Origin of the sequence: Sphingomonas psychrolutea (assembly GCF_014636175.1) — a bacterium.
Classification (GTDB): domain Bacteria; phylum Pseudomonadota; class Alphaproteobacteria; order Sphingomonadales; family Sphingomonadaceae; genus Sphingomonas; species Sphingomonas psychrolutea.
The window spans coordinates 264017-290150 of record NZ_BMDW01000001.1 but is presented as its reverse complement, the minus strand read 5'-3'; the positions used below and the strand labels follow the sequence as shown (position 1 = coordinate 290150).

The window sequence follows — 26134 nt, the reverse complement described above, 5'->3', positions numbered from 1 at the left end:
CGGTAGTCAGGTAAACGTGAAATGAGCTGGTTCGACCAATTGCAGACATTTATGCCGCACGGTATGTGCCTGCTTTGGCGGCCGGAGCTGATGTTCCTGCACATTGCCTCGGACGCGTTGATCGCGGCGGCATATTTCGTCATCCCGTTCGGGATTGCGCATTTCGTCCGACATCGGATTGATCTTGAACCGGGGCAGCGTTCGGCCGCGCTGTTGTTCGCGGCGTTCATCGGCTTGTGCGGCTTCACGCACGTCGCCAGTATCTTGACATTGTGGTATCCGTTCTATGTCACCGAAGGTTGGCTGAAGGCGGCGACGGCAGCGGTCTCGGTCGCGACGGCGGGGCTGGTTCTGACCATCGTCCCGCAACTCCTGCGCTTGCCCTCGCCGAAGACGCTGCAAAAGGAGATCGACCAACACCGCCTCACGTTGGCCGAACTGAGCGCGGCCCGCGCCGAGCTCGCGCTGCGGGTGCGCGCCACCGAAGTCGAATTGCACCAGGCCGAGGAAAACTTCGCGCAGGCCGACAGCTTGCTCGAGGCGGTAATCGACACTGTTCCAGGACTTATCTATGCTAAGGATCTGTTAGGCAGGATGACGATGGCCAATAAGACCACGCTCGAAGTCATCGGGAAACCTTGGGCGATGGTGCAGGGGCGTACCGATCTGGAGTTTCAGGATGACAAGCGCCAGGCTGCGGCGGTTATGGAAAACGATCGGTTGGTTTTGGAAAATGACGACGCGCACGAGGTCGAGGAACTCATGGATCATCCCACCAGAGGGAGTCGTATCTTCCTTTCGACCAAGCGACCGTTGCACGATATGTCGGGCGCCATAAGCGGCATCGTTGGTATGTCGCTCGATATTACCGACCGCAAGCGCATGGAGGCGCAGCTAAATCAGACGTCGCGCGTGTCGGCGATGGGCGATATGGCAAGCGCATTGGCGCATGAACTCAATCAACCGCTCGGCGCGATCTCGATGTATCTGGAGGGCGTCAAGATCGTGCTTCAGCGCGACACGCCTGTCCATCCTGCGCTCAAGCCGGTCGAACTCGCGCGCGAACAATCGATGCGCGCTGGCGACATCATCCGCCGCTTGCGCGCGTTCGTTTCGGGTGGTGACGAGATCCGGCGATCCGAAAGCGTGGCGGATGTGGTGGACGATGCGTGCCGGCTTGCGTTGCTCGGTTCGGGCGACGCAAATATCCAGACTGTGATCGAACATGAATCGCGCGACATCTCTGCAGTGATGGACAAGATCGAAATTCAGCAGGTCGTCGTCAATCTCGTGCGCAATGCGATTGAATCGACTCCGGCGCAGGGCAGCAACACGATCACCATTCGCACCGGCCGGGATGATCAGTCGCGCGCTTGCATATCGGTCGAGGATACCGGATCCGGCTTTACCGAGGCGACCCGCGCCATTCTGTTCGAACCCTTTAAGAGCACCAAGGGGACCAAGGGGATGGGGGTGGGTCTGTCTCTGTCCCGAACGATCGTGGAATCGCATGGCGGCACGATCCGGGGCGATACCAACCCGCACATTGGCTCGACCTTTTCCTTCTCCCTGCCGCTCACGCCGCAGGCTGCCGTCGTATAATGTCCGATCCCTTGATTTATGTCGTCGATGATGATGAACCGACGCGCCAGTCCTTATGCTATGTCCTCGAAATCTTGGGCTACAATGTCACCGGCTTCGGGTCCGCCACCGCCTTCCTGGAACAATGGTCCGAAGCTGCTGGCGGGATTCTGATATCCGACATCCGCATGCCGGACCTGGACGGGATTTCTCTGGCCCGCCGCTTGCGCGATCGCGGCGCGTCGTTGCAGATCATTCTCGTCTCCGGCCACACCGATGCGATGATCCGGCGCGAGGCGATCGAGGCAGGTGCTGCGGTGGTCCTGGAAAAGCCGTTCGAACTCGATGTGCTCGTCGCCGAGCTTGGGTGCCTGGCTTAGCGATCACCGGGCACGCGGGCCGCAAGGCCGGTACGATACGAGGGCAGCGCACCAAACCGACGAACCTTTCGGCGGCATGGCTCGTTCAGACACGGCAGGCATGTTTGTCATGCGGGGGGTGATTCCACGATGCCAGACGCAACTTCGGTGCTCGACCATTACGATGTCATCCTGCGGCCCGACCCGTCGCGCACGGTGGTGCGCCCGTTCGAGCTTGAATACCCAGAGAAATTCCGCGTCGCCGGGCATAGCCGCGTCCAGGCGATCGTCGATCGCATCCTGTCGCTCGACGACGCCGCGCTGGCCGTCGCGCAGGCGCGGATCGTCGACTCGCTTGATGCACGGCACCGCGATGTCGATGCGATGCTGCTGCGGCGTTATGACGAGGTTGCCGCCGCTCTGCCCGCGCCGCCGACCGCGCGAGACGACCAGAGGTGCTTGATCGGCGCCTATTTCAGCGAGGAATTTTCGTACGAAGCCGCCGCTTTGTTCAACCCGAGCGCGGTGCTCGCGCCCGACCAGGCAAACGCACCCGACGGCGGCGTGCGCTTCGTGCTGTCGCTGCGCGGGATCGGGGAGGGGCATGTCTCCTCGGTCGCGTTTCGCACTGGCAGTTGGACCCCGGGGTCCACGCTGACGATTGATCCGCCGAGCGTCGTCGCGGTCCCGCCGATCATCGAAGGGTCGAGCGTCGATGCCGGGGCGGTCGTCCACCTGCACTGCGGCGGGGCGCACGAGATTTCGGAGACGGTGCTGTTCCCGGTGTTGCCGAGCCAGCGCCAGGGAATCGAGGATCTGCGGCTCGTTTTGTTCACCGATGACGACGGCTCGACAATGTATCACGGCACCTACACCGCGTTCAGCGGTGCCGATGCGCGGCCGGAATTGCTGTCGGGCAAGGATTTCCACAGCTTCGAAATGCGCGCGCTGACGGGCGATGCGGCGGGGGCCAAGGGCATGGCGCTGTTCCCGCGCCGCGTCGGCGGGCAGTTCGTCATGCTCGGGCGGCAGGATAGCGAAAGCATCTGGCTGCACCGCTCCGACGACATTTTGCACTGGGCGGGGGGCGGTAAGATCGTATCCCCGCGCTACCCATGGGAGTTTGTGCAGATGGGCAATTGCGGCTCGCCGATCGAGGTTGACGAAGGCTGGCTGGTCTTCACGCACGGCGTTGGCACGGTGCGCAATTACTGCGTCGGCGCGTGCCTGCTCGACAAGGCCGATCCGTCGAAACTGCTGGCGCGCACGCCCGAACCGATCCTGATGCCGAGCCCGGCCGAGCGTGACGGCTATGTCCCCAACGTCGTCTATAGCTGCGGCGCACTCGCGGTCGGGCGCGATATCCTGCTGCCATATGGGGTGGCGGACAATTTCACGGGATTTGCGTCGACGACGGTCGATCGGTTGCTGGCGGCGATGGAATAGCCGGTCAGCCTTCATAAAGGTGCAGGCGCGCCTATATTTGAAACATGGACTTGCTCCCCGATCTCGGCCCCCAAGGCCCGCTCTATCTGCTGATTGCGGGGGTCGTTGCGATCATGCTCCTCGCGCGGCGCATCCCGCTGTTTGGTCGCCTGCTATCCTTCGTGGTGACGGCAAGTGCGATCGTGATCGTCACCTTGCTCGTTGCGGAGCGCGCACAGTTCGACCCGACGTTCGCGCGGATGGCGCAGCGTTTCTCGCTTGGCGGGCAGCAGGTGGTCGGCAGGGAAATGCGCGTGCCGATCGCGTCCGACGGGCATTTCTGGGTGCGCGTGAAGCTTGGCAACGTCGAGCGGCGGATGCTGGTCGACAGCGGGGCGACGGTCACCGCGATTTCTTCCGATACCGCAGCGCAAGCCGGGATCGAGCCCAACGCCAGCCTGATGCCGGTGGTGATGCAGACCGCCAACGGATCGGTGTCCGCGCAGGTGGCGGTCGCGCCGGAACTGCGCATCGGTAACGTCGTCGCGCGCGACCTGCCCGTCGTGGTATCGCCCGCGTTTGGCGACATGAACGTGCTGGGGATGAATTTCCTGTCGCGCCTGAAATCATGGCGCGTCGAGGATGGCGTGCTCATCCTCCAGCCGCATCACCCGCAGGAAACCTAAATCCTCCCCGGCACGGGGAGGGGGACCGCCCGCTTCTTCAGCGGGTGGTGGAGGGGGGCCTCCGCAGGAGCGGTGCCCGTGGCACGCCCCCTCCACCATTCGCTGAATGCTCATGGTCCTCCTCCCCGTACCGGGGAGGATCACCCGCTCAGGCGTCGATGCTCGTCCCCAGTGCGGCATGCACCAGCCCGCCATCGACCGTGATCGTATCGCCGATCACATAATCCCCCGCCCGCGACGCCAGATAGATCGCGGCACCCGCCATATCCTCGTCCACGCCGATCCGCTTGGCCGGGATGCTCTGCGCGATCGCCGAGCCATGGTCGCGCGCGGCCTTGTTCATTTCGCTGGCAAAGGCGCCCGGCGCGATCGAGGTGACGTTGATATGGTCGGTCACCAGCCGCGCCGCCATGCGCTTGGTCAGGTAGATCAACGCCGCCTTTGACGCCTGATAGCTGTACGTTTCCCACGGGTTGAGCCGCTGCCCGTCGATCGAGGTGATGTTGATCACCTTGGCAGGCTGGCCCGCGCTTGCGGCGGCCTTGAGCGGTGCGTGGAGCGCTTGCGTCAGAAAGAAGGGCGACTTGACGTTGAGGTCCATCACCTTGTCCCAGCCCTTTTCCGGGAAATCCTCGAACGGCTCGCCCCAGGCGGCGCCGGCATTGTTGACGAGGATGTCGAGCCGGTCGGTATGTTCGGCGAGTTGCGCGGCGAGCGCCTTGCAGCCCGCGACGGTCGACACGTCCTGCGGCAGCGCGATGCACTTCTCGCCCAATTCCTTGGCGGTTTCGAAGCACGCGTCGGCCTTGCGCGCCGAGATATAGACCGTCGCGCCCTGCGCGATAAAGCCCGCCGCGATCATCTTCCCGATCCCGCGCGAGCCGCCGGTGACCAAAGCGATGCGGTCGTCGAGACGGAATAGTGTGGTTGTGTCCATAAATTCTCTCCTTCTTCTTTTTGCTCCCCTCCCGCTCGCGGGAGGGGCTGGGGGAGGGCCTGTTGATCGGGTTTGGGACGCTGCATCCCCTCCCCCAACCCCTCCCGTAAACGGGAGGGGAGCTTAGGTCCCTCTCCCTGCCAGCGGGGAGAGGGAGAAACTCTCATCCCCCGCGCTTGATCGTCTCGCGCGCGATGATGATTTGCTGGATTTGGCTGGTACCTTCATAAATCCGGAACAACCGCACATCGCGGTACAGCCGCTCGATCCCGTAATCGGCGATATAGCCCGCGCCACCGAAGATTTGCACCGCGCGATCGGCCACGCGGCCGACCATTTCCGACGCATAATATTTCGCCGCTGCCGATTCCATCACGACGTCCTTGCCCGCATCCTTCGCGGCGGCGGTTTCGAGTACGAGCGCGCGCGCGACCAGCGATTCGGTCTTCGAATCGGCGATCATCGCCTGGATCAATTGATGCTCGGCGATCGGTTTGCCGAACTGCTTTCGCTCGGTCGCGTAGGCCACGCAATCGGCGATCAGTCGTTCCGCCACCCCGACGCACACCGCTGAAATATGCAACCGCCCGCGATCGAGCACACGCATCGCGATCTTGAAGCCTTCACCCTCGGCGCCGAGCCGGTTCTCGGCGGGCACGACGACATCGTCGAAATTGACGTCGGCGACCTTGGCACCCTTTTGCCCCATCTTCTTTTCGGGCTCGCCGATGCTGACCCCGGCGAGATCGCGCGGCACGAGGAAGGCGGAGACGCCGCGCGCGCCGGGGTCGTCGCCGGTCCGCGCCATCACGGTGAAAAGATCGGCCTTGTCGGCATTGGTGATGTAGCGCTTGGTGCCGCTCAGTCGGTACGATTGCCCGTCGAACACCGCGCGCGTCTTCACCGCACCCGAATCCGATCCGACGTCAGGCTCGGTGAGCGCAAAGCTGGTGATGATCTCGCCGCTCGCGATCTTCGGCAGCCACGCGGCCTTCTGCGCATCGTTGCCCGCCATGACGAGCCCCTGCGAGCCGATCCCGACGTTGGTGCCGAAGGTCGAACGGAACGCTGGCGTTGTCCGCCCGAGTTCGATCGCGACCTTGGCTTCCTCGAGCATGGTCAGGCCAAGCCCGCCATATTCCTCGGCGATCGACAGCCCGAACAGCCCGAGCTCGCGCATCTCCTGCACCACATCGGCGGGAATCGCATCGGCTTCCTCGACCGCGCCTTCGAGCGGGCGGAGGCGTTCGGTGACGAAGCGGCGCACGGTGTCGATCAGTGCGTCGAAAGTTTCCGGGTCTAGGGCCATGCGTATAAATCCGTCCAATCGGGTCTTGCGCTGCGATGCCCGATCTGTGCTGCGCTCGCAAACCCGAAATTCCAAAAATGCTCCCATCCCTCGCATTGACCGCGCGTTCTGCCGTACTAAGGTGCCAAAAAAGTATCAGGAGAGTATCATGCGGTTTGCGGGCAAGCGTGCCGTCGTCACGGGCGGCGCATCGGGTATTGGGCGCGCGACCGCGTTGCGATTGGAGCATGAAGGCGCCGAAGTTTGGATTGGCGACATTGATGTTCCAAACGGGCAGGCGCTTGCCGATGCCTCGAATGGCCGCATCCACTTCGTGCGCACCGATGTGATGCAGGTCGCCGACATCGCCGCGTTGATGCAGGCGGTCGATGCGGCGGGCGGGATCGACGTGGTGTTCAACAATGCCGGCGCCGGCGGCGCGCGCGAGAAAATCGACGCGATCAGCGCCGAGGATTGGGACCGCACACAAAACCTGCTGCTGCGCTCGGTCGCGATGGGCATCCGCTATGCCGCGCCACTGATGATCGCACGCGGGAAAGGCGGGGCGATCATCAACACCGCCTCGATCGCTGCGCTCCAAACCGGCGCCGCGCCGACCGCCTATTCGGTCGCCAAGGCGGGTGTCCTGCACCTCACCACGATGGCGGCGGCCGATTTGTCGCAGCACAATATCCGCGTCAATGCGGTGTGCCCGGGCTTCATCACCACCAACATCTTCACTTCGGCGCTCGGGATTTCGGGCGACAAGCGCGATGCCGCCAATGGCATGATCGGCCAGGTCGCGGCGCAAGCGCAGCCGCTGCAACGCGCCGGCGCGCCCGACGATATCGCCGCCGCGGTTGCCTATCTGGCGAGCGCGGATGCGAGCTTCGTCACCGGAACGCATATCGTGGTCGACGGCGGCATGACGATCGGCCCGCGCCACAGCTGGGATCCGAACGCCCCCACGATGTTCTCGGCGTTGGAGGTGTTTGCGCAATGAGCGCGAGCGGCACGCTCGCCATCCCGGCACCGCGCAAACTGGGCGCGCGCAGCCGCTTTTCGTTCGGGCTCGGTTCGATCGCGTACGGCGTCAAGGACAGCGGTTTCGCGACGTTCCTGTTGCTCTTCTACAATCAGGTGATCGGCTTGCCGGCGAGCCAGGTCGGGCTCGCGATCATGGCGGCGCTGATGGTGGAGGCGTTCGTCGATCCGCTGGTCGGCTATCTGTCGGATCACACGCGCGGGCGCTGGGGGCGGCGGCATCCGTGGATGTATGCCTCGGCGATTCCCGTCGCGATCGGCTGGATCCTGCTGTGGAACCCGCCGCATTGGTCGCATGCCGCGACCTTGGTCTATGTCTTTGCCACGGCCTTGCTGGTGCGCGTCGCGCTGTCGGCATTCGAGATTCCGTCCTCGGCGCTGGGGCCCGAACTCAGTTCGGATTATGATGAGCGCACCAAGCTGTTTTCCTACCGCTATCTGTTCGGCTGGGGTGGGGGCCTCGCGATGCTGGCCCTGGCGTATGGCGTGTTCCTGGTGCCCGATGCGACGCATCCGGTCGGCACGCTCAATGCCGATGGCTATTCGCACATGGCGTTCCTTGCGGCGTTGGTGATGGCGACGGCAATCCTCGTCTCCTCGCTCGGGCTGCACCACGAGATCGAGCATTTGCCCAAGGTCGCCAAATCGACCGAGACCTTTACCGAGCATTTCCGCGATTTCCGCCGGACCGTGGCGAACCGCGGCTTTTTGATCCTGATGGCGGCCGGGGTCTTCGCCTATACCGCGCAAGGCGTCTCGTTCGCGCTGTCGGTTTATATGTATCAATTCGTCTGGCAGTTCGGTCAGGGCGATTATAACTGGCTGTCGCTCGCGCTGATGATCGGTGCGATCGGCGCGTTTTTCCTCGCGCCCGCGCTCACCAAGGGTGGGGACAAGCCGCGGATCGGCATGATCGCCTCGTTTGCCAGCGCGTCGCTGCTGGTCCTCCCCTATGTCTTGCGGCTGCTCGGCTGGTTTCCGGAGATCGGGTCGCCCTATCTGCTGCCGCTGCTGCTGACGATCTTTTCGGCAAATACGGCGTGCGGGGTCTCGGCCTTCATTCTCGGCGCGGCGATGCTGTCCGATGTGGTGGAGGATTCGGAAGTCCGCACCGGCAAACGCTCCGAGGGGGTGTTTTTCGCGGGCGGCTTTTTCGTGCAGAAACTGGTCGGCGGGCTCGGCATCTTCATGGCGAGCGCGATCCTGGCGTTCGCCGCTTTCCCGCAAGGCGCAAAGCCCGGGCTGGTGCCGGTCGACACAATCGATCGGCTGACGCTGGTCTTCATCGTGCTGGAACTCGGCCTATATGGCCTGGCCGGGCTGTTCTATGCGCGCTTTCCGTTCGGCCGCGCCGAGCATGAGGCACGCCTTGCCCGCGGCCTTACCCCGCCGGCCTGACGAAGCCGCTCAAGACCCAGCCCGACCGGCACGGTCCGTCATACGCGCGCGGCCCGGCGACCGACGCGGTGACGCCGCAATCGCTGGTCGGGGCATCGGCGGGGGGCACGACCACGCCCTGCCAGCGCTGATCGAGCGAGCGCGTGCACAGGAACAGCGTCGATCCCTCGTTCAACTGCGCGACTTCATCGGCTTCGGCAAAGGGCGCGGCGCGTAACGGGAGATAGCGTTCTCCGGTTGGGGAGAGGTTTACCACTTCGCCGATGCTGGCGCACGCGCGGAACGCGGGGCCGCCTTCGCCAATGCGCACCGGTCGCACCCCCGGGGTCAGCGCAATCGCGTTGGTTTGATACAATTCGGCGTTGTTGGCGGGCATCCCCTCCCGCGAACACGCGGAGAGCAATAGCAGGAACGCCAGGGCGGGATGTTTCATGGATCGATTCTTAGCGCCGGACATCGCGGTTGGCGAGGCGGCACCGTCCGAAAGGACGAGCGCAGCGCGGCGCCAAGGTTACCCATCGTACGTTCAACTCACTTCATCGGAAAAGGTTCCGCCAAGCGCGTCGCGGGGTTTTCAAGCCTGCTATGAGATGCTTTGACACACTTAACGAGTTCAAAAAGACCTCTGGGGGGTCCCATGACAATCCGTACTTTGGCAGCGCGATTCGCGCTGGTCGGTTCCTGCGCGCTGCTGACAGCGACCCCGGCCATGGCGCAATTCTGGCAATGCGCGCCCTATGCGCGGACGATTTCGGGGATCGAGATCCGCGGCAACGCCAACACCTGGTGGGGCCAGGCCGCCGGTCGCTACGCCCGCGGCCATGCGCCGAAGGTCGGCGCGGTGCTCGCTTTCGCATCGACCAGCCGGATGCGCCTTGGCCATGTCGCCATGGTGAGCGAAGTGGTGAGCGACCGGGAAGTTCTGTTGACCCACGCCAATTGGTCGCGCCGCGGCGCGGTCGAGCGCGATGTCCGCGCGATCGACATCTCCGAAAATGGCGACTGGAGCCTCGTCAAGGTCTGGTACGGTCCGCAAGGCGACCTCGGAACCTCGGCCTATCCGACCAAGGGCTTTATCTATGCCGACCGCGCCCCGGCGCATGAGACGGGCGACGACCTGATCGAACGCGGCGCGATCGCACCGGTGGTAATGGCCGCGCTTGATCTGGGTGACGTGCGCTTCTGACGCGCGCTACCCGGACAGAATTTTAATTGCGTACCCATGTCCTCCCCGCTTTCGCGGGGATGACAAAAATTTACAGCGGGGAATGACAAAGAGGGGGCTTTACGCCTTCCCGGCGCCGAACGTCATCGCCACGCCGTTCATGCAATAGCGCTGCCCGGTCGGCTTCGGCCCGTCATCGAAGACATGGCCGAGATGCCCGCCGCAGCGGCGGCAATGCACTTCGGTGCGCGAAAAGCCGAGCGTCGAATCGGTGCGGGTGCGCACCGCGGTGGCGAGCGGCGCCCAGAAACTCGGCCAGCCAGTGCCGCTGTCGAACTTGGTCTTCGACGAGAAGAGCGGCAGCGCGCACCCCGCGCACGCGAACGTGCCCGCGCGATGTTCGTTGTTGAGCGGGCTGGTGAACGGCGTTTCGGTGTTTTCGTGGCGCAGCACGCCGTACGCGGCGGGTGACAGCTTCTTTTTCCACGCGGCATCGCTCAGCACGAGTTCGAACGTTTCGGGCGCGGCGGCGGTCGCGCCCTTGCAGCCGAACAGGACGACGGCGGCCGCGCCGAGTCCGGAAAGCGTCAGAAAAGCGCGGCGGTCTTGCATCGAGTCGGTCCTTGTTGGTTGTAAACACTATACGCGGTAACCTCGGCAATAGTTACGCGGTTGCCTGCACAAGAGATGCACGGCGCGGGAACCGGTCGCGGTTTCAAGCGATTACGCCTCATGACGATGCAGCAACTCGATCCGCCCTTGCCTGTTCACGTGCTCGACAAGGGTGCCGGTTTCGCCTTTGCCGTGATCGATTACGGTCAGGAGCACAACCTGATCTGGGTGACGGCGATCAACGAAACCGGCGAAATCTGGTGCGCGCCTAACCCGCGCGTGCGGATGCAGGCAAACTGGACGATGGGGCGAAAGCCTCCTCCGGCCATCACGGGGCGCGAGCAGGGTGAATGTTCGGGCGCGAGCGACGCAAGCGAGGCGGAGTCGGCGTCCAAGCCCAACTGACGGAATCGTTACCGACCCGAATTGACTCTCTTTCCTACGCACCGCAAATTTCCCGACGTGTCGGGGCCGGAGCGGGGGACGAGTCGTGCCATATCGTACTGCGCCATATTGGATCGTCGCGTTATTGGTGCTGACCGCAGTCGGCTTCTGGCCTAGCTATTTCGCGGTGCTCGGCAGCGCGCCGTGGGGCTTTCATCTGCACGGCATCACCGCGACGGCGTGGATCGTGCTGCTCGGGGTGCAGAGCTGGTCGATCCATCATCGGCACAATGCGTTGCACCGCGCGCTCGGGATAGCGAGTCTGGCGCTGTACCCCCTCTTTCTCGCGGGCGGCATTGCGGTGGTGTTGAGCATGGCGGCGGCAACGGCGGCGGACGATGTGTTCTATCGGATTTACGGTTCGCGGCTGGCGACGATGGACATCACGTCGGTCATCTTGCTCGGCTATCTCTATTACAAGGCGTTGGCCGACCGCAAACGCGTGCAGCTGCATGCGCGCTGGCTGCTGTCGACGCCGCTGCCGCTGCTCGTGCCGATCGTGGGTCGCGTGATCAGCCACTGGACGCCGGGGCTGATGATGCACGGTCCGCAGGATTTTCCCCTGTTCGCCTGGGCGGTGCGGATTGCGGGCGTGATCGCCCTTGCTTTCACGGCTTGGCTCTATTGCACTGCGCCACGCCACGGCCGCCCGTTTTTGATCACCGGCCTTGCGATCGCAGGTCAGGCGGTGTTGTTCGACACGCTCGGCTTCCTGCCGGGATGGGATGCCGCGTATCGCGCGATCGCAGGGATGCCGATCCTGCCCCTGTTGCTTGCCGCGTTGATCGTGGGTGCGGCGATCGACTGGTTCGGCTGGCAAGCCGGCATGAGGCGGAACCGTCGGTCTGCCTTCAATACCGGCTGATCTCGACTGGCAGCTTGCGATAGCCATGGACGAAGCAGGCCGAGACGCGCTCGGGCTCGCCGAGCACGTTGACGCGCATCCGGCGCTTGGCCATTTCCTCGAGCAGGATCGCGATCTGCAACTCCGCCAGCCGTGCTCCCACGCAGCGGTGGATGCCGTGGCCAAAGGCGAGATGCCGCCGGGCATTGGGCCGATCGACGATGATGCGGTCGGCATCGGGAAAGACGCTCTCGTCGCGATTGGCCGAGAGATACCACAAAGCGAGCTTGTCACCGGCCTTGATCTGCTGGCCTTCGAGCACGGTATCGGCGGTGGCGGTGCGGCGCATGTGCGCGAGCGGGGTTTGCCAGCGAATCACTTCCTGCACGGTGTTGGCGATCAGCGCCGGGTCGGCCTCGAGCTTGGCGCGCTCATCGGGGAACAGGTCGAGCCCGTAAGCGATCGCGCTCATCGTGTTGCGCGTCGTGTCGTTGCCGCCGACGATCAGCAGGATCAGATTGCCCAGAAATTCCATCTGGTCCATCTCGGCCATCGCGTCGGAATGGATCATCATGCTGATCAGATCGGGGGTCGGCGCCTTGCCGACCTTGCCGTTCCACAGATTCTGGAAATAGGCGCCGCATTCATACATGTGCTTGAGGCGTTCGAGCCGCAATTCGGGGCTCTTGACCAATTCGATATCGCCCGCCCAATCCGACCAGAAGGTCAGCTTGCGCCGGTCCTCCCACGGAAAATCGAACAGGATCGCGAGCATTTGCGTGGTCAGTTCGACCGACACGGTATCGACCCAGTCGAACGGTGTGTTCCATTCGAGCGTGTCGAGAATCTCGGCGGTACGCATGCGGATATTGTCGGTCATTCGGACCATTTCGGAGGGCGTGAAGGCGGGGGCGACGGTGCGGCGCTGGCCGGTGTGCTTGGGCCGGTCCATCGCGATGAACATTGGCATGCGCACATCGGTCGGGTCTTGTTCGATGAAATCGGCGAGCGTGATGCCACCGGCTTGCGACGAAAACAGCTCGGGCATCGATTCGACATGGACGATCGGCTTGTAGGTCGAGACCGACCAATAGGGGCCGAAGCCGGAGTGTTCGACGCGGTGGACCGGCGAGGTCGCGCGCAGCTCGCGGAACGGCGCTTGCCAGACATCGTCGCGGTAGAGTTCGGGGCGGCTCACGTCCAAGGGGTCTACCGCAAGCGCGGGTGCTTCGGGTGCCAGTGTCGCCATATCCGCTCTCCGTCTTTTTATGACGCGAGAAGACCCTTAACTGACACTGATGTCAATAGCCTTTCGTCGCCCGAAAAGGCCCTTCCAGCCGATCTTGCCGCTGCCCGATTGCAACACCCCGCGTCGGAATGCGCGCGCGCCGACGGTGATCGCGATCACCACCCACAAGGCTTGCCAGCCAAGCGCGGCGGCGTGCGGCCACAGATCGGGCTTGTTCGCGGCATGCGCCGCCATCGCGTAGGGTGAGCTGAGCGGGAACAGCTCGACGAGCCTCGTACGCGCCGAATCGGGCGATCCGCTCGCCGACAAGGCCAGGCCGAACATCGCGACCTGCACGATCGTAATCGGCAGCGACAGCATCTGCAATTCGCGCGGGGTCGAGGCTTGCGCGCCCGCGCCCAGGAACACCGCGCCGAGCAGCAGATACGCCATCGCGAAATAGGCAAAGAACAGCAGGTAGAACATCGGCACGCCGACCGCCGGACCGATCTCGCCGATCGCATTGGCGTAATTGGCGGGCAGGATGCCGCCGATCTGGCTGACCAAGGTCGCCCAAAAGGCGACGAACAGGATCGCCGAGCCGAACATGCCGAGCAACTTGCCGAAGAACACCGCCTCCAGCGGTACGGCAGCAGCGAGGACTTCGACGACCTTGTTGCTGCGTTCCTCCATCATCGTGCCGACCGCTTGGCCCGCGAGCAGCAGCGTCAGGAAAAAGATGCCGAACACCGCGATGAAGGCGGCTTGCTTATGCCCGCTATCGGTCGGTGTCGCGCGCGCGATCGAGGTAAGCGTCGGCGTGCTCAGTTTCGCAGCCTTGGCCGGATCGGTCCGCAGCGTCGCCTCGGCGAGCGAGCCGAGATAGCGTGCATCGGCGCGGCCCTGCCCGCCATAGAGGATCGTCGGTTTGGTCAGGTCGCCATACAGCGCCGCGGTCGTATCGTCCGCCTTGCCGCCCTTGAAGGTGGCGCGGGCCTGCGCTTGCGGGTCGGCGGTCGGGGTCGTGATCAGCAGGATTGGCGGCTGATCGGCGCGTGAAAAGACCGTGCGCAACCGCGCGTCGGCGCTGCGCATCGCGGCTTGCTGCGCAGGCGCGACAATCGCGACGATGCGGGTCTTGGCGTTCGATCCTTCGGTGACCGACCGCGCGCCCATCCCGCCGATTAGCCCGAAGCCGATCGTGAACACCGGCGACAGCAGGAATAGCAGGAAAGTTGGCGTGAACACCGTCGCGACGAAATCGCGGCGCGCGATGGTCAGCGTCTGGCGGACGATACGGGGGAGTCTGCTCATTGCGCTTGCTCCAAAGCGGCCTTGCCGACGATCCGCACGAACGCGTCGTGCAAGCCGGGGCGTTCGATCGACAGCCCCGCAATGCCGTGGCCCGCGCCGATCAACCGACTCAGCGCTTGTTCGACCCCGCCGTCGGGAACTTCGAAATTCCAGCCATGCTCGTCATGCCGCGCATCGGCGGGGAGGTGATCAGCGATCCCGGCATCGTCGCGCACCGGCACATAATGTGCGCGCATCGGCAGCATCCCGCGCGCATCGGCGACGGTCCCTTCGAACCGGCGCTTGCCGCCCGCGATGATCGCGAGCCGGTCGCAGAGGCGTTCCGCGTGCGCCATGACGTGAGTCGAGAACAACACCGTCGCGCCACGGTCGCGCTCGGCCAGAATCAGCGCTTCCAGCCGTTCCTGATTGACCGGGTCGAGCCCCGAAAACGGCTCGTCGAGCACGAGCAGATCGGGCTGGTGCACGACCGAGCCGAGCAATTGCACCAATTGCGCCATGCCCTTGGACAGCTTGCGGATCTTGGTGTCGACCGCATGGCCGAGGCCCGCCGCCTCGAGCAAGGTCACCGCGCGCTTGCGCCCGGTCTTGAGATCGAGCCCGCGGAGTGCGCCCATGAACGCGATCGCCTCCTTGGCGCGCATTGCGGGGTAGAGGCCGCGTTCCTCCGGCAGATACCCGACCTGATCGCTCGCATCGCGCGGGCGGTCGTGGCCGAGCAACGTGCGTGTCCCGCCATCGGGTTCGATAATGCCGAGCAGCATCCGCAGCGTCGTCGTCTTGCCCGCACCATTCGGCCCGAGCACGCCGTAAATCGCGCCCTTCGGTACCGCGATATCGACGCCGTCGACAACGCGCTTGCCGCCGAAATTCTTGATCAGCCCCGTGGCGGACACCGCCAGATCCTTGCGCAACACGAATTCCCCCATCGGATACTCTCGTGGTAGCGGGTGGTGGTGCAGTTCGACAAGTCACTCCAGACGCGCCTTGTGGCAAAAGCGACCGAATTGGGTTTCGTCGCGTGCGGCATCGCGCGCGCCGATGCCGCGCCGCGCTCGGCCGAGCGCTTGCACCAATGGCTCGCCGAGGGGCTGCACGGCGACATGATCTGGATGGCGGAGCGTGCCGGTCAGCGTGAATCCCCCACCGCTTTATGGCCGGAGGTGAAGAGCGTGATCGCGTTGGGGATGAGCTACGCCCCCGCGATCGACCCGCTCGCGCTGGCGGGGGAGGGCGGGGTCGGGCGCATCTCGGTTTATGCCCAGGGCGGCGATTATCACGATGTGGTCAAGCGCGCATTGAAGGCGCTCGCGCGCTGGCTGGTGGTGGAAGTGCCGGGGACCGATCTCAAGGTGTTCGTCGATACCGCGCCGGTGATGGAAAAGCCGCTCGCCGAGGCGGCGGGGTTAGGGTGGCAGGGCAAGCACACCAATTTGGTGAGCCGTGAGCATGGGAGCTGGCTGTTCCTGGGGGCGATTTACACGACCCTGGAGGTTGCCGGCCCACAGGCAAGCTCCACCCCGGCGAAGGCCGGGGCCCAGTTGGAAAACGCCGATAATGGCGGGAAGCGCGAAGTTTCATCGGCCATCGCAACTGGGCCCCGGCCTTCTCCGGGGTGGAAGACAGAGCAAGGACCGCCCCCCCACGACCATTGCGGCACTTGCACCGCGTGCCAGACCGCGTGCCCGACCGACGCCTTCCCGACCCCGTATCGCCTCGATGCGCGGCGCTGCATCTCCTATCTGACGATCGAACATGCCGGCCCCATCCCGCTCGAATTCCGCGAGGCCATCGGCAATCGCATCTATGGCTGCGACGATTGCCTGGCGGTGTGCCCGTGGAACAAGTTCGCCGCGACGGCGCACGCCAACCGCGCTTTCCTGCCGCGCGCGGAACTGGCCGTCCCGGCGCTTGCCGATCTGCTTGCGCTCGACGATGCGAGCTTTCGTCAGGTGTTCGCCGGTTCGCCGATCAAGCGCATCGGGCGCAACCGGATGATCCGCAACTGCCTGATCGCGGCGGGGAATAGCGGGGATGCGGGGTTGCGCGCAGCCGTGACGCTTCTGCTCGACGATCCCGATCCGGTCGTGGCGGAGGCGGCCCAATGGGCGCTGGGGCGGTTGAGCGGGTAGGAGGTTGGTTCGCGCAGAGGCGCGGAGGACGCAGAGAAGAAAAAAGAATGAGCGCGGTAGCGTTCCGTCATCGTTCGATGATGTCTCCCGAACGATAGTTCCGGGCGACCTCTGCGTCCTCCGCGCCTCTGCGCGAACCACCCTTTTGTCTTACCTTCGCCGCCCCGCCTGCAGCGCCCCCACGCAACTCGCGCGGTCGATTGGCGATCCGTCGGTCTGCCGCGCATCGAGATAGGTGACGACCGGCTCGGCCCCCGCCTTCGGGTCGCGCCCCTTGGGATAGAGATACGCATCGAGCACGCACGTCGCATTGCCGAACTGGAGTTTGCGCGCGCTGCCCTCGCGCACGTCCGCGACCGGCGCGCCGAACATGGCGGTGAGATTGGCGGCACTCGCACCGATCACTTGCCCCAGCCCCGCCGTCCCGGTCGGAATCGGGATGAGCGGCGGGCGCTCTGAGGTCGGGCGTGCCGTGTCCGTCGCGCACCCCGCCAGCGCTAGCCCTACCAGCATCGCACCGAAAATTCTCATGCCGTGCGCCCCTTGTGAAACAGATGCGTTGCCATCGCCGCGCCGATGATCGGCGCGAACAGATTGAGGATCGGAACCATGAACAGCGCCGTCCCCGCAACCCCCAGCGCGAAGCGATCGACCGCGCCGGTCTTGCGCCAGTCTCGCATCATCGCATCGTCCATGTGGCGCGCCGCGACCATCGCCCCGAAATCATTGCCGAGCAGCCAGCCATTGACCAGGAAGAACAGCAAGGCGGTGCCGACCCCCGTCACCAGCAGCATGATGTAGACGGGCGCCAAAGCGAGATTGACGAGGATCGCGCGACCCGCCGAGCGCAAGCCCAGCGCGATGCCGCGCGCCAGCGACACGTCGCGCGCCGAAGCCAGCGCCGCCGGGTAATGTTTCCGCTCGACCGCGATCACGACCTCGTCGGCAAACACCCCCATCACCGCCACCGCCACCGCGCGGAACAACAGCCATGCCAAAGCGAACGCGATCAGCAAGGCGATCGTGCCCACCAGCCCGGCGAGACTGGGGCTCCAGCCGAGGGCTGCCACGGCTTGCTGCGCACCATACCACAGCCCCGCGCCGAACAGCGCGATCAGCAGCACCGTAACCGCGAGCGATTTCAGGAACACCCCAATGATCTTGCGATCGCCGAGCTGGCCGAGCGAGAGGAGGAAGGCGCTGAGCATAAGGGGGCTGTAGAGTATTTTCGGAAACGCCGGAAATCCTCAAGCGCCCACCCCGGCGAAGGCCGGGGCCCAGTTGCGGATGTTTTACCAACGGGGCGCTGCGCTCAACGATCTCAGGTGTCGCGACCGGGCCCCGGCCTTCGCCGGGGTGGTAATCGGGGGGATGCGCGGTGAAGGCCCCAACCGCCTCGCCGGTTGCACGCGACCCACCACCTCGGTACGGCCCCGGCAACACTTCCCTGCCGGAGATCCACCCTTGACCCAAGCCACCTATGACGTCGTTGCGATCGGCAATGCGATCGTCGATGTCCTGTCGCAATCCGACGATGCGTTTCTTGCCGAAACCGGCATGACCAAGGGCTCGATGCAGCTCATGTTCTCGCCCGAGGAAGCCGATGCGCTCTACGCCAAGATGGGCCCGGGGATCGAGGCGAGCGGCGGTTCGGCCGCCAACACCGTCGCTGGCATCGCCGCGCTCGGCGGCAAATGCGGTTTCATCGGTCAAGTCGCATCGGACGAATTGGGCGACATCTTCGCGCACGACATTCGCGCGGTCGGGATCGATTTCACCACGGCGGCGCGCGATGGCGCGCCGACCACCGCGCGCTGCCTGATCTTCGTCACCCCCGATGGGCAGCGCACGATGAACACCTTCCTCGGCGCGTCGCAATTCCTGCCCGAGGCAGCACTCGACCGCGATCTGATCGCCAATGCAGCGATCCTGTATCTCGAAGGCTATCTGTGGGATCCCGAAGAACCGCGCCAGGCGATGCGTGCCGCGATCGATGTCGCGCGGGCGGCCGGGCGGAAAGTCGCCTTCACGCTCAGCGACGTGTTCTGCATTTCGCGCCACGGCGGCGATTTCCGCAAGCTGATGGCCGACGGGTTGCTCGACATCATGTTCGCCAACGAAGCCGAAATCACCGCGTTGATGGGCACCGACGATTTCGATGCCGCGGTCGCCGAAGCCGCCACCCAGGTGCCGATGCTGGTGGTCACGCGCAGCGAACAGGGCGCGATCGCGGTCTCGGGCGGCGAAACCGTCGCCTGCACGGCCGAGCCGATCGAGCGCGTGGTCGACACCACCGGTGCGGGCGATCTGTTCGCGGCCGGCTTCCTGCACGGCCAGGCGCAGGGCAAGAGCATCGCCGATTCGCTCAAGATGGGTGCGGTCTGCGCGGCGGAGATCATCTCGCACTACGGCGCGCGCGCGCAGGTCGATTTGAAGGCGCTGGTGGCGAGCAAGCTCGGCTGAGGCCGTGGTCTATCCTCCCCTCCGTGGAAGGGAGGGGAGCCGCGACGGTCAGTTCGCGACACGCACACATAAAAAAGGCCGGGGAGTGATCCCCGGCCTTTTTTGTGGTTCAGATCAGGCGTCCTTAATGGACCGGCCCCGGAAACTCGCCGAGCTCCGGCCCGGGCATTTCGTCCTGATCCTGCTGCAGCCGGCTGAAGTGGATGCCATAGGCGAAATACACGACGATCGCGCCGATGGTGTAATAGGCGAAGAACCACAGCACGCGCGCCTCGATCGCCGTGATCAAATAGATGCACGAGGCGATGCCGAGCAGCGGGATGACCGGCCCGAACGGCACGCGGAAGCCGCGCGGCAGATCGGGCGCGGTGACGCGCAGCCAGGTGACCGTCAGACACACGATCGCGAACGCCGCGAGGGTGCCGACCGAGGTCATGTCGCCGAGCGTGTTGATATCGAAGAAGCCAGCCGCAACCGCAACGAGCAGCCCGACGAACAGCGTGTTGATCCACGGCGTCTTGAACTTCGGGTGGATCGCCGCAAAGATGCGCGGCAGCAAGCCGTCGCGCGCCATGGTGTAGAAAATCCGCGTCTGGCCGTACATCAGCACCAGCACCACCGACGTCAGGCCGATGATCGCACCGCCCTTGATGATCCCGGCGAACCACTTCCACTGCGGGCCCATGCTGTCGACCGCGACCGCTACCGGATCGGGCACGTTGAGCGACTTGTAATTGACCATCAGCGTCAGCACCGCGGCGACGAGCATGTACAACACGGTGCACACGATCAGCGAGCCGATGATGCCGAACGGCATGTCCTTTTTGGGGTTCTTGGCTTCTTGGCCGGCAGTCGAAACCGCCTCGAAGCCGATGTAAGCGAAGAACACGATCGAGGCGGCGCGCATGATGCCGCCGACGCCGAAATGGCCCTCGCCGGCTTCGGCGGGCGGGATGAACGGCGTCCAGTTGGCGGCGATCCGCGCCGGCAAATCGGCGAGCACGGTGTAGCCGCAAATGATGATGAAGGCGAGAATCACGGTCACCTTGATCGCGACGATCGCGTTGTTGACCTTGGCGCTTTCCGACACGCCGACGACGAGCAGCACCGACAGCACGGCGCAGATCAGAAAGGCGGGCAGATTGAACACGGTGAAGACCGGGGCACCGTCGAGCACCACTTGCACGCCGTCTTTCAGCAGCGGATAGCCGCTCGGCCCAGTCAGCTGCGGCGGAATGACGAGCCCGAAATCCTTGAGCAAGCTGACGACATAGCCCGCCCAGCCGACCGCGACGACCGACGCGGCGAGGCCATATTCGAGCATCAACAACGCGCCCATGATCCACGCGGCGAACTCGCCCAGCGTGGTGTAGCTATACGTATAGGCCGAGCCCGAGACGGGGAGTGTTGAGGACAATTCGGCATAGCACAGCCCGGCAAAGGCACAGACGATCCCGGCGACGACGAACGACAGCAGCACCGCTGGCCCGGCGTGCAGCGCAGCGGCGTTTCCGGTCCGCACGAAGATGCCCGCGCCGATGATGCAGCCAACGCCGAGCAGCAGCAGATTCCACGATCCTAGCGTGCGCTTGAGTTCACTGGTCTGTGTTTCGCGCTGGACTTGAGCAAGCGTCTTGCGGCCCCACATGCGCGAAAAAAGGTCCGGTTTCGGACGGGTTGCCATTCACTAATCCCCTTATCGCCGCACCGTGTCGGGCAGCGGCTGCGTTTCGATGCTCAAGCCTAACCGCAAACGCGCGAGGCGCAATCCCCTTAGCGCGCCAGCAGCGGCCCGAGCGTGCGCCCGGCGAAGATATGCACGTGCAAATGCGGCACTTCCTGGTGCGAATCTAGACCCGCATTGGCGAGCAACCGATATCCGCTCGCGACCAAGCCGGCATCGCGCGCGACCGTGCCGACCGCGCGGACAAAGCCGGTAATCTCGGCATCCGAGGCGTGCGCGCTGAAATCGTCCCACGACACATACGCGCCCTTGGGGATCACCAGGATATGCGTCGGGCTTTGCGGGTTGATATCGGGGAAGGCGAGCGCATAGTCGTCCTCATACAGCCGCGTCGCCGGAATCTCCCCGCGCAGAATCTTGGCGAAGATGTTCTGGTCGTCATAGGGTAGCGTGGCGTCGACGGGCATGGGTGCTCCTTCAGCTTTTGCGCGCGGCTTTCTCGTCGATTCCCGACACGCCTTCGCGGTGGCGAATCTCTGCGCGGATATCGTCGAGGCTGACGTCGCAGTCCGCCAGCAGCACGAGCAGATGGAAGATCAGGTCGGTCGCCTCGCCGATCAGCGCGGTCTTGTCCTCGGTCAGCGCGGCTATGACGGTTTCGACCGCTTCCTCGCCGACCTTCTGCGCGATCTTGCCGCGCCCGCGCGCGAACAGTTTGGCGGTATAGGAAGTCGCCGGATCGGCTCCGCGCCGCGTCCGGATCGTCGCTTCGAGCGTGTCTAGCGTATCGTCTGCCATGCAATGGGGCTGGCCCAAGCCGCCGTCCGCGTCAATCCTTCGGCGTGTCGCGCTTGGTAAAGCGCGCCCGCAGCGCACGCCGCACGAACCACACGCCGAGCGCCGCCAGTACGAACAGCGCGATATCGGACAGCTCCGGCCCGGTGCGGATTTTCGGCATGCCGGTGTGCGCGGCGAAGGCGGGGGTGGCGAGGAAGAGGGCTATTAGGAAGCGCATGGCGAGGGCTTAGCGCTTTCCTCTTAAATTTCCTCTGTTTTTGTTGCGCTTCCCCGGCGGAGGCCGGGGCCCAGTTGCGAGCGCCGAGTTACTCGAACGCTGCGCGCAGTTTCCGTCTACGCCACGGCTGGGCCCCGGCCTTCGCCGGGGAAGCGAAAGAGTGGAAAGGGATCAACTTTTGACCGGCCGCCGCACCGGAATCCCGGCCGCCGCCAGTGCGGCATGCGCGTCGGCAATGCTCGCCTCGCCGAAATGGAAGATCGACGCCGCCAGCACTGCGCTCGCATGCCCCTCGGCAATCCCCGCGACCAGATCGGCGAGCCCGCCGACGCCGCCCGATGCCACCACCGGGACGCGCACCTGATCGGCGATCGTGCGGATCAAATCGAGGTCGTAGCCGGACTTGGTCCCGTCGCGGTCCATCGAGGTCACCAGCAACTCGCCCGCGCCCAGTTCGGCGAGGCGCAACGCATGCGCCACCGCATCGATGCCCGTCGCGCGCCGGCCGCCGTGCGTGAACACTTCCCAGCCGTCCGCGACGCGCCGCGCATCGACCGAGGCCACCACGCACTGGCTGCCAAACTTGTCGGCGATCTCGCTCACCACTTCGGGCCGCTCGACCGCAGCGGAGTTGACCGCGACCTTGTCCGCCCCCGCCAGCAACAGCGCGCGTGCGTCCGCGACCGAGCGCACCCCGCCGCCGACCGTCAGCGGCATGAAACACACCTCGGCGGTGCGCCGCACCACGTCGAGGATCGTCCCGCGCGCCTCATGACTGGCGGTGATGTCGAGGAAGCAGAGTTCGTCCGCCCCTGCCGCATCGTAGGCACGTGCTTGCTCGACCGGATCACCCGCATCGCGCAGTTCGACGAAATTGACGCCCTTGACGACGCGGCCATTGGCGACGTCGAGACAGGGGATGACGCGGGCTCGGACGGTCATTGGTGGGGGACTTCGAAGAAAAAGATGGGTTCGCGCGGAGGCGCGGAGACGCGGAGAAGAAGAAAGAGTGGCTCACACAAAGACGCAAAGGCGCGAAGAAGAACGTCTCTTACCTTCTTCGTGTCTTTCCGGTTTTGTGTGAAAATCATTCTGCCTGCGGCGCTGGCACCTCCGCGTCTCCGCGTCTCCGCGAGAACCCTCACGCCGCCGCCGCCACGGCCAGCGCCGCCGCCAGATCGAGCCGTCCATCATATAACGCCCGGCCCGTAATCACTCCTTCGACCCCGTCGCGCGCATGCAGCGCCAGCACGTGAATCTCGGCAATCCCCTTCACGCCGCCGCTCGCGATCACCGGAATCCGCACCGCGCGCGCAAGGTCGACCGTCGCCTCGACATTCGCGCCCTTCAGCATCCCGTCGCGCCCGACATCGGTGAAGAGCAGCGCCGCCACCCCCGCATCCTCGAAGCGCCGCGCCATATCGACCACTTCGACGGTCGACACATCGGCCCACCCCTTGGTCGCGACGAAGCCGTCCTTGGCATCGACTGCGACGACGATGCCGCCGGGAAAATCGCGTGCCGCTGCGCGCACCAGATCGGGGTTTTCCAGCGCCGCCGTCCCGATCACGACGCGCGACACCCCGAGATCGAACCAGCGCTCGATTCCGGCGCGATCGCGAATGCCGCCGCCCAATTGCACATGCCCGGGGAAGCGCGCGACGATCTCCGCCACCGCATCGCCATTGACCGACGCGCCCGCGAACGCGCCGTCGAGATCGACGACATGCAGATATTCCGCGCCCTGCTCGGCGAAGAGCATCGCTTGGTGCGCGGGATCGTCGCCGTACACGGTCGCGCGGTTCATATCGCCCTCGGCAAGGCGGACGACCTGTCCGCCCTTGAGGTCGATCGCGGGGAAGATGATGAGAGTCATTGCGCTCCTCCCCGGAACGGGGAGGGGGACCGTGAGCATTCAGCGAACGGTGGAGGGGCAGTTACGGAGTGCAACGGTTGCGGCTGCCCCTCCACCACCAGCCTGAAGGAGGCTGGCGGTCCCCCTCCCCGTTCCGGGGAGGATTTGAAGTTCAGGGCTTCCACGACAAAAACCTTTCCAGCAGCGCCAGACCATAACGCTGGCTCTTCTCGGGATGGAACTGCACCCCGAGCATATTGTGGCGCCCGATCGCGGCGGTGACTGGCCCGGCATGGTCGGTCCCGGCGATCACGTCATCGCCCTCGAACGCATAGGAGTGCAGGAAATACGCCTCGCCCGGCGCGATCAGCGGGTGCGGGGTTGCGGGGACGACATCGTTCCACCCCATATGCGGGACCTTGGCGTGGGCGTCGCTCGGGGTGAGCAGCCGCACTGTCCCGCGTACCCAGCCGAGCCCAGCGTGAACCCCGTGCTCCTCGCCCGCATCAGCCATCAATTGCATCCCGACGCAAATGCCGAGGAACGGCACGCCGCCCGCCCGCACGCGCTCCTCTAGCGCCTCGACCATCCCCGGCACGCCGCGCAAAGCAGCGGCACACGCTCCAAACGCGCCGACGCCGGGCAGGACGATGCGGTCGGCCTTGGCAACCGCCGCGGCATCGGCGGTGATCAGCACGTCGGTCGCGCCCGCCGCTTTCAGCGCATTGGCGACCGAATGCAGGTTGCCCGCGCCATAATCGATGAGGGCGAGGGTCACGCCGCCAACGTCGCCCCAGCGAAGGCTGGGGTCTTTGTGGGGCTGTGGGATCGCGCATTACAGGGAGACCCCAGCCTTCGCTGGGGTGACGGAGTGGGGGAAGGGCGCAGCAGCGACATCACAACGTCCCCTTGGTGCTCGGAATTACCCCCGCCTTGCGCGGGTCGATCTCGACCGCTTCGCGCAACGCCCGCGCGACGCCCTTGAACGCCGCCTCGGCGATATGATGGTTGTTCGCGCCGTACAGCGTCTCGATGTGCAGCGTAAGGCCCGCTTCCTGCGCGAAGGAATGGAAGAAATGCTCGAACATTTCGGTATCCATTTCGCCCAGGCGCTTCTGCGAAAATTCGGTCTTCCACACTAGGAACGGCCGCCCGGAGATATCGATCGCAACGCGCGTCAGCGTCTCGTCCATTGGCGACAGCGCATCGGCATAGCGCCGGATCCCGCGCTTCTCGCCCAGCGCCTTCAGGATCGCCGCGCCGATCGCCAGGCCGGTATCCTCGACCGTGTGATGCTGGTCGATATGCAGGTCGCCGACGGTTTTCACATCGAGGTCGATCAGCGAGTGGCGGCTGAGCTGTTCGAGCATGTGATCAAAAAAGCCGATTCCGGTCGAAATCGTGTACGCGCCGGTCCCGTCGAGATTGACGGTCACGTCGATCGACGTTTCGCTGGTGCGGCGGCTGATGGTGGCGGTGCGCGCGGGCGTGGTCATGCGCCCCCAATAGCGGCTGCGCCCGACCATGCAATCTTGACCCGCCTGCAAACCGCGCTACCCAAGGGCACATGAGCGATGGCCTTCCCGATAGCCTGATTCCCTACGATGACATCGTCCAGGAGGCGCTGCGCGCGGTGGTCGGGCGCGTGCTCGGCTCGGTCGCGGCGAATGGCGGGTTGCCGGGCGATCATCATTTCTACGTGACGTTCAAGACGCAGGCGCCGGGGGTCGACATCCCCAAGCGCCTGATGGAACGCTTTCCCGATGAAATGACGATCGTCATGCAGAACAAATATTGGGATCTGGTCGTCGATGACGAACGCTTCTCGGTCGGGCTGAGCTTCAACCAGATTCCGTCGAAACTGATCATCCCCTATTCGGCGATCACCGGGTTTCACGATCCCGCGGTCAATTTCGAACTGCGCTTTCAGGCGCAGGAAGGCCCTGATGGCCCCGAACCGCATGACGAAGCCGAGAATGACGGCCCGACGCATGTGCCGGTCGAGGATGGCTCGAACGTCGTCGCGGTGGATTTCAAGCGGAAGAAATAGGAGCGAGGTGATTAGCGAACGCTAATCGCCGGTCGCGCAAGCGACGCGAACGCCCGGTCGGCGCGGCGGCACCTCCGCTCCCGTCCGATGCCGTTCCGGGAGACGGTGCCCCGCATCGTTCAGGCCATGACCGAACTGAAACGGGATTTCCTCTCGTAACTAGGCAACAGGATTGAACGTCGTTTCTGGTGGACGTTATCCTTCGCGCAGCGCGACAGCTGTGCACCATCGGGAAAGAGATTTTGCCCATGCCACTATTTACCGTCACCTATGACCACCCGAACGAAGCGGGCTGGATCCAGCACGTGATGCCTCACGTCGTTTGGTTACAGGAACGGCTGAAAGATGGGTCTCTGCTCGCCTCGGGGCCAATAACAACGGCGCTTTGCAAATCGGCCTTGCTCATAATGACGGCACCCGACCGTTCGACGGTGGAAGGCTTAATCGCAAGCGATCCTTTTGCCGAACACGGCCTGATCGAGAACATGACGATCAAAGAGTGGGACCCGATTTTCGGCGCGTTCAACGATCGATCGAGTATGCCGGGACAGATGCAAGGCGGTTAGCGCCGCTGCTTTGGTCCGCTTTCGGGGCGATTCCGACATCCAAA

30 protein-coding genes are annotated in these 26134 nt (G+C 64.6%); 13 read left to right on the top strand and 17 right to left on the bottom strand.

The genetic code is table 11. The annotated features are described in order from the left end of the window. Positions 1-21: 21 nt before the first annotated feature. From IEV62_RS01415 to IEV62_RS01400, 4 genes are all read left to right on the top strand, one after another. Positions 22-1602 carry a PAS domain-containing sensor histidine kinase gene (locus IEV62_RS01415; protein WP_188444981.1) on the top strand — a complete coding sequence of 527 codons (1581 nt, stop codon included), beginning with the start codon at positions 22-24 and terminating at the stop codon, positions 1600-1602. 11 nt (positions 1603-1613) lie between these two features. After that, complete coding sequence (locus IEV62_RS01410) at positions 1614-1961, top strand: response regulator (protein ID WP_188444980.1); 348 nt, start codon at positions 1614-1616, stop codon at positions 1959-1961. Between the two features lie 129 nt (positions 1962-2090). After that, positions 2091-3386 carry a glycoside hydrolase family 130 protein gene (locus IEV62_RS01405; protein WP_188444979.1) on the top strand — a complete coding sequence of 432 codons (1296 nt, stop codon included), beginning with the start codon at positions 2091-2093 and terminating at the stop codon, positions 3384-3386. Positions 3387-3430: 44 nt separating this feature from the next. Further along, complete coding sequence (locus IEV62_RS01400; RefSeq protein ID WP_188444978.1) at positions 3431-4051, top strand: retropepsin-like aspartic protease family protein; 621 nt, start codon at positions 3431-3433, stop codon at positions 4049-4051. Positions 4052-4199: 148 nt separating this feature from the next. On the opposite strand, the gene IEV62_RS01395 is transcribed toward IEV62_RS01400, so the two are convergent. Further along, on the bottom strand, positions 4200-4988 hold the full coding sequence (locus IEV62_RS01395; protein ID WP_188444977.1) for an SDR family oxidoreductase: 789 nt from the start codon (positions 4986-4988) through the stop codon (positions 4200-4202). A gap of 163 nt (positions 4989-5151) precedes the next feature. Further along, entirely contained in the window at positions 5152-6297 is a 1146-nt protein-coding gene (locus tag IEV62_RS01390; protein WP_188444976.1) for an acyl-CoA dehydrogenase family protein, read from the bottom strand. Between the two features lie 148 nt (positions 6298-6445). Between IEV62_RS01390 and IEV62_RS01385 the strand changes: the two genes are divergently transcribed. Then, positions 6446-7279: an SDR family NAD(P)-dependent oxidoreductase gene (locus tag IEV62_RS01385; protein ID WP_188444975.1), complete on the top strand. Its 834-nt coding sequence runs from the start codon at positions 6446-6448 to the stop codon at positions 7277-7279. Beyond that, positions 7276-8718, top strand: coding sequence for an MFS transporter (locus IEV62_RS01380; protein ID WP_188444974.1), 1443 nt, complete (start codon positions 7276-7278; stop codon positions 8716-8718). Before IEV62_RS01385 ends, IEV62_RS01380 begins: the two co-directional genes overlap by 4 nt. On the opposite strand, the gene IEV62_RS01375 is transcribed toward IEV62_RS01380, so the two are convergent. Beyond that, positions 8702-9151, bottom strand: coding sequence for a hypothetical protein (locus IEV62_RS01375; RefSeq protein ID WP_188444973.1), 450 nt, complete (start codon positions 9149-9151; stop codon positions 8702-8704). The two genes, IEV62_RS01380 and IEV62_RS01375, sit on opposite strands and share 17 nt — an antisense overlap. Before the next feature lie 204 nt (positions 9152-9355). Here IEV62_RS01375 and IEV62_RS01370 point away from each other — a divergent pair, with 204 nt between their 5' ends. After that, positions 9356-9904 carry a CHAP domain-containing protein gene (locus IEV62_RS01370; protein ID WP_188444972.1) on the top strand — a complete coding sequence of 183 codons (549 nt, stop codon included), beginning with the start codon at positions 9356-9358 and terminating at the stop codon, positions 9902-9904. Positions 9905-10003: 99 nt separating this feature from the next. Here IEV62_RS01370 and msrB read toward each other — a convergent pair whose 3' ends face one another. Further along, the gene (gene msrB / locus IEV62_RS01365) at positions 10004-10495 is read right to left on the bottom strand and encodes a peptide-methionine (R)-S-oxide reductase MsrB (RefSeq protein WP_188444971.1); all 492 of its coding nucleotides are present in this window, start codon (positions 10493-10495) and stop codon (positions 10004-10006) included. Between the two features lie 120 nt (positions 10496-10615). Between msrB and IEV62_RS01360 the strand changes: the two genes are divergently transcribed. Next, positions 10616-10900, top strand: a complete 285-nt coding sequence (locus IEV62_RS01360; protein ID WP_188444970.1) for a hypothetical protein — start codon at positions 10616-10618, stop codon at positions 10898-10900. An 85-nt stretch (positions 10901-10985) separates the two neighbouring features. Then, the gene (locus tag IEV62_RS01355; RefSeq protein ID WP_188444969.1) at positions 10986-11804 is read left to right on the top strand and encodes a hypothetical protein; all 819 of its coding nucleotides are present in this window, start codon (positions 10986-10988) and stop codon (positions 11802-11804) included. Here IEV62_RS01355 and IEV62_RS01350 read toward each other — a convergent pair. The 3 genes from IEV62_RS01350 to IEV62_RS01340 are packed head-to-tail and all read right to left on the bottom strand — an operon-like array spanning position 11791 to position 15254. Next, entirely contained in the window at positions 11791-13032 is a 1242-nt protein-coding gene (locus tag IEV62_RS01350) for a cytochrome P450 (RefSeq protein ID WP_188444968.1), read from the bottom strand. The two genes, IEV62_RS01355 and IEV62_RS01350, sit on opposite strands and share 14 nt — an antisense overlap. 36 nt (positions 13033-13068) lie before the next feature. After that, on the bottom strand, positions 13069-14325 hold the full coding sequence (locus IEV62_RS01345) for an ABC transporter permease (RefSeq protein WP_188444967.1): 1257 nt from the start codon (positions 14323-14325) through the stop codon (positions 13069-13071). Beyond that, the gene (locus IEV62_RS01340; protein WP_188444966.1) at positions 14322-15254 is read right to left on the bottom strand and encodes an ABC transporter ATP-binding protein; all 933 of its coding nucleotides are present in this window, start codon (positions 15252-15254) and stop codon (positions 14322-14324) included. The genes IEV62_RS01345 and IEV62_RS01340 overlap by 4 nt, the downstream gene beginning before the upstream one ends. Before the next feature lie 21 nt (positions 15255-15275). Between IEV62_RS01340 and queG the strand changes: the two genes are divergently transcribed. Further along, positions 15276-16457 (top strand): tRNA epoxyqueuosine(34) reductase QueG, encoded by a 1182-nt coding sequence (queG, locus tag IEV62_RS01335; protein ID WP_188444965.1) that lies wholly within the window; start codon positions 15276-15278, stop codon positions 16455-16457. A 150-nt stretch (positions 16458-16607) separates the two neighbouring features. On the opposite strand, the gene IEV62_RS01330 is transcribed toward queG, so the two are convergent. Both IEV62_RS01330 and IEV62_RS01325 read right to left on the bottom strand, forming a co-directional pair. Further along, positions 16608-16988 (bottom strand): hypothetical protein, encoded by a 381-nt coding sequence (locus IEV62_RS01330; RefSeq protein ID WP_188444964.1) that lies wholly within the window; start codon positions 16986-16988, stop codon positions 16608-16610. After that, complete coding sequence (locus IEV62_RS01325; RefSeq protein ID WP_188444963.1) at positions 16985-17665, bottom strand: EI24 domain-containing protein; 681 nt, start codon at positions 17663-17665, stop codon at positions 16985-16987. Before IEV62_RS01325 ends, IEV62_RS01330 begins: the two co-directional genes overlap by 4 nt. Positions 17666-17921: 256 nt before the next feature. Here IEV62_RS01325 and IEV62_RS01320 point away from each other — a divergent pair, with 256 nt between their 5' ends. Next, positions 17922-18920, top strand: coding sequence for an adenosine kinase (locus IEV62_RS01320; protein WP_188444962.1), 999 nt, complete (start codon positions 17922-17924; stop codon positions 18918-18920). Between the two features lie 124 nt (positions 18921-19044). Here IEV62_RS01320 and IEV62_RS01315 read toward each other — a convergent pair whose 3' ends face one another. From IEV62_RS01315 to hisB, 8 genes are all read right to left on the bottom strand, one after another. Next, entirely contained in the window at positions 19045-20604 is a 1560-nt protein-coding gene (locus tag IEV62_RS01315; RefSeq protein WP_229732744.1) for an amino acid permease, read from the bottom strand. 89 nt (positions 20605-20693) lie between these two features. Further along, entirely contained in the window at positions 20694-21071 is a 378-nt protein-coding gene (locus IEV62_RS01310; RefSeq protein WP_188444961.1) for a histidine triad nucleotide-binding protein, read from the bottom strand. A 10-nt stretch (positions 21072-21081) separates the two neighbouring features. After that, the gene (locus IEV62_RS01305; RefSeq protein ID WP_188444960.1) at positions 21082-21402 is read right to left on the bottom strand and encodes a phosphoribosyl-ATP diphosphatase; all 321 of its coding nucleotides are present in this window, start codon (positions 21400-21402) and stop codon (positions 21082-21084) included. Positions 21403-21433: 31 nt separating this feature from the next. Then, a complete protein-coding gene (locus IEV62_RS01300; RefSeq protein ID WP_188444959.1) occupies positions 21434-21619 on the bottom strand; it encodes a hypothetical protein in 186 nt (61 codons plus the stop codon). Between the two features lie 171 nt (positions 21620-21790). Beyond that, complete coding sequence (hisF, locus tag IEV62_RS01295; protein WP_188444958.1) at positions 21791-22561, bottom strand: imidazole glycerol phosphate synthase subunit HisF; 771 nt, start codon at positions 22559-22561, stop codon at positions 21791-21793. A gap of 199 nt (positions 22562-22760) precedes the next feature. Then, complete coding sequence (gene hisA / locus IEV62_RS01290; RefSeq protein WP_188444957.1) at positions 22761-23495, bottom strand: 1-(5-phosphoribosyl)-5-[(5-phosphoribosylamino)methylideneamino]imidazole-4-carboxamide isomerase; 735 nt, start codon at positions 23493-23495, stop codon at positions 22761-22763. A gap of 151 nt (positions 23496-23646) precedes the next feature. Beyond that, positions 23647-24252, bottom strand: coding sequence for an imidazole glycerol phosphate synthase subunit HisH (gene hisH, locus IEV62_RS01285; protein WP_188444956.1), 606 nt, complete (start codon positions 24250-24252; stop codon positions 23647-23649). A 118-nt stretch (positions 24253-24370) separates the two neighbouring features. Next, positions 24371-24970: an imidazoleglycerol-phosphate dehydratase HisB gene (gene hisB, locus IEV62_RS01280; protein WP_188444955.1), complete on the bottom strand. Its 600-nt coding sequence runs from the start codon at positions 24968-24970 to the stop codon at positions 24371-24373. 71 nt (positions 24971-25041) lie between these two features. Here hisB and IEV62_RS01275 point away from each other — a divergent pair, with 71 nt between their 5' ends. Then, a complete protein-coding gene (locus tag IEV62_RS01275; protein WP_188444954.1) occupies positions 25042-25524 on the top strand; it encodes an SspB family protein in 483 nt (160 codons plus the stop codon). Positions 25525-25772: 248 nt separating this feature from the next. After that, a complete protein-coding gene (locus IEV62_RS01270; RefSeq protein WP_188444953.1) occupies positions 25773-26090 on the top strand; it encodes a YciI family protein in 318 nt (105 codons plus the stop codon). Positions 26091-26134 lie beyond the last annotated feature (44 nt).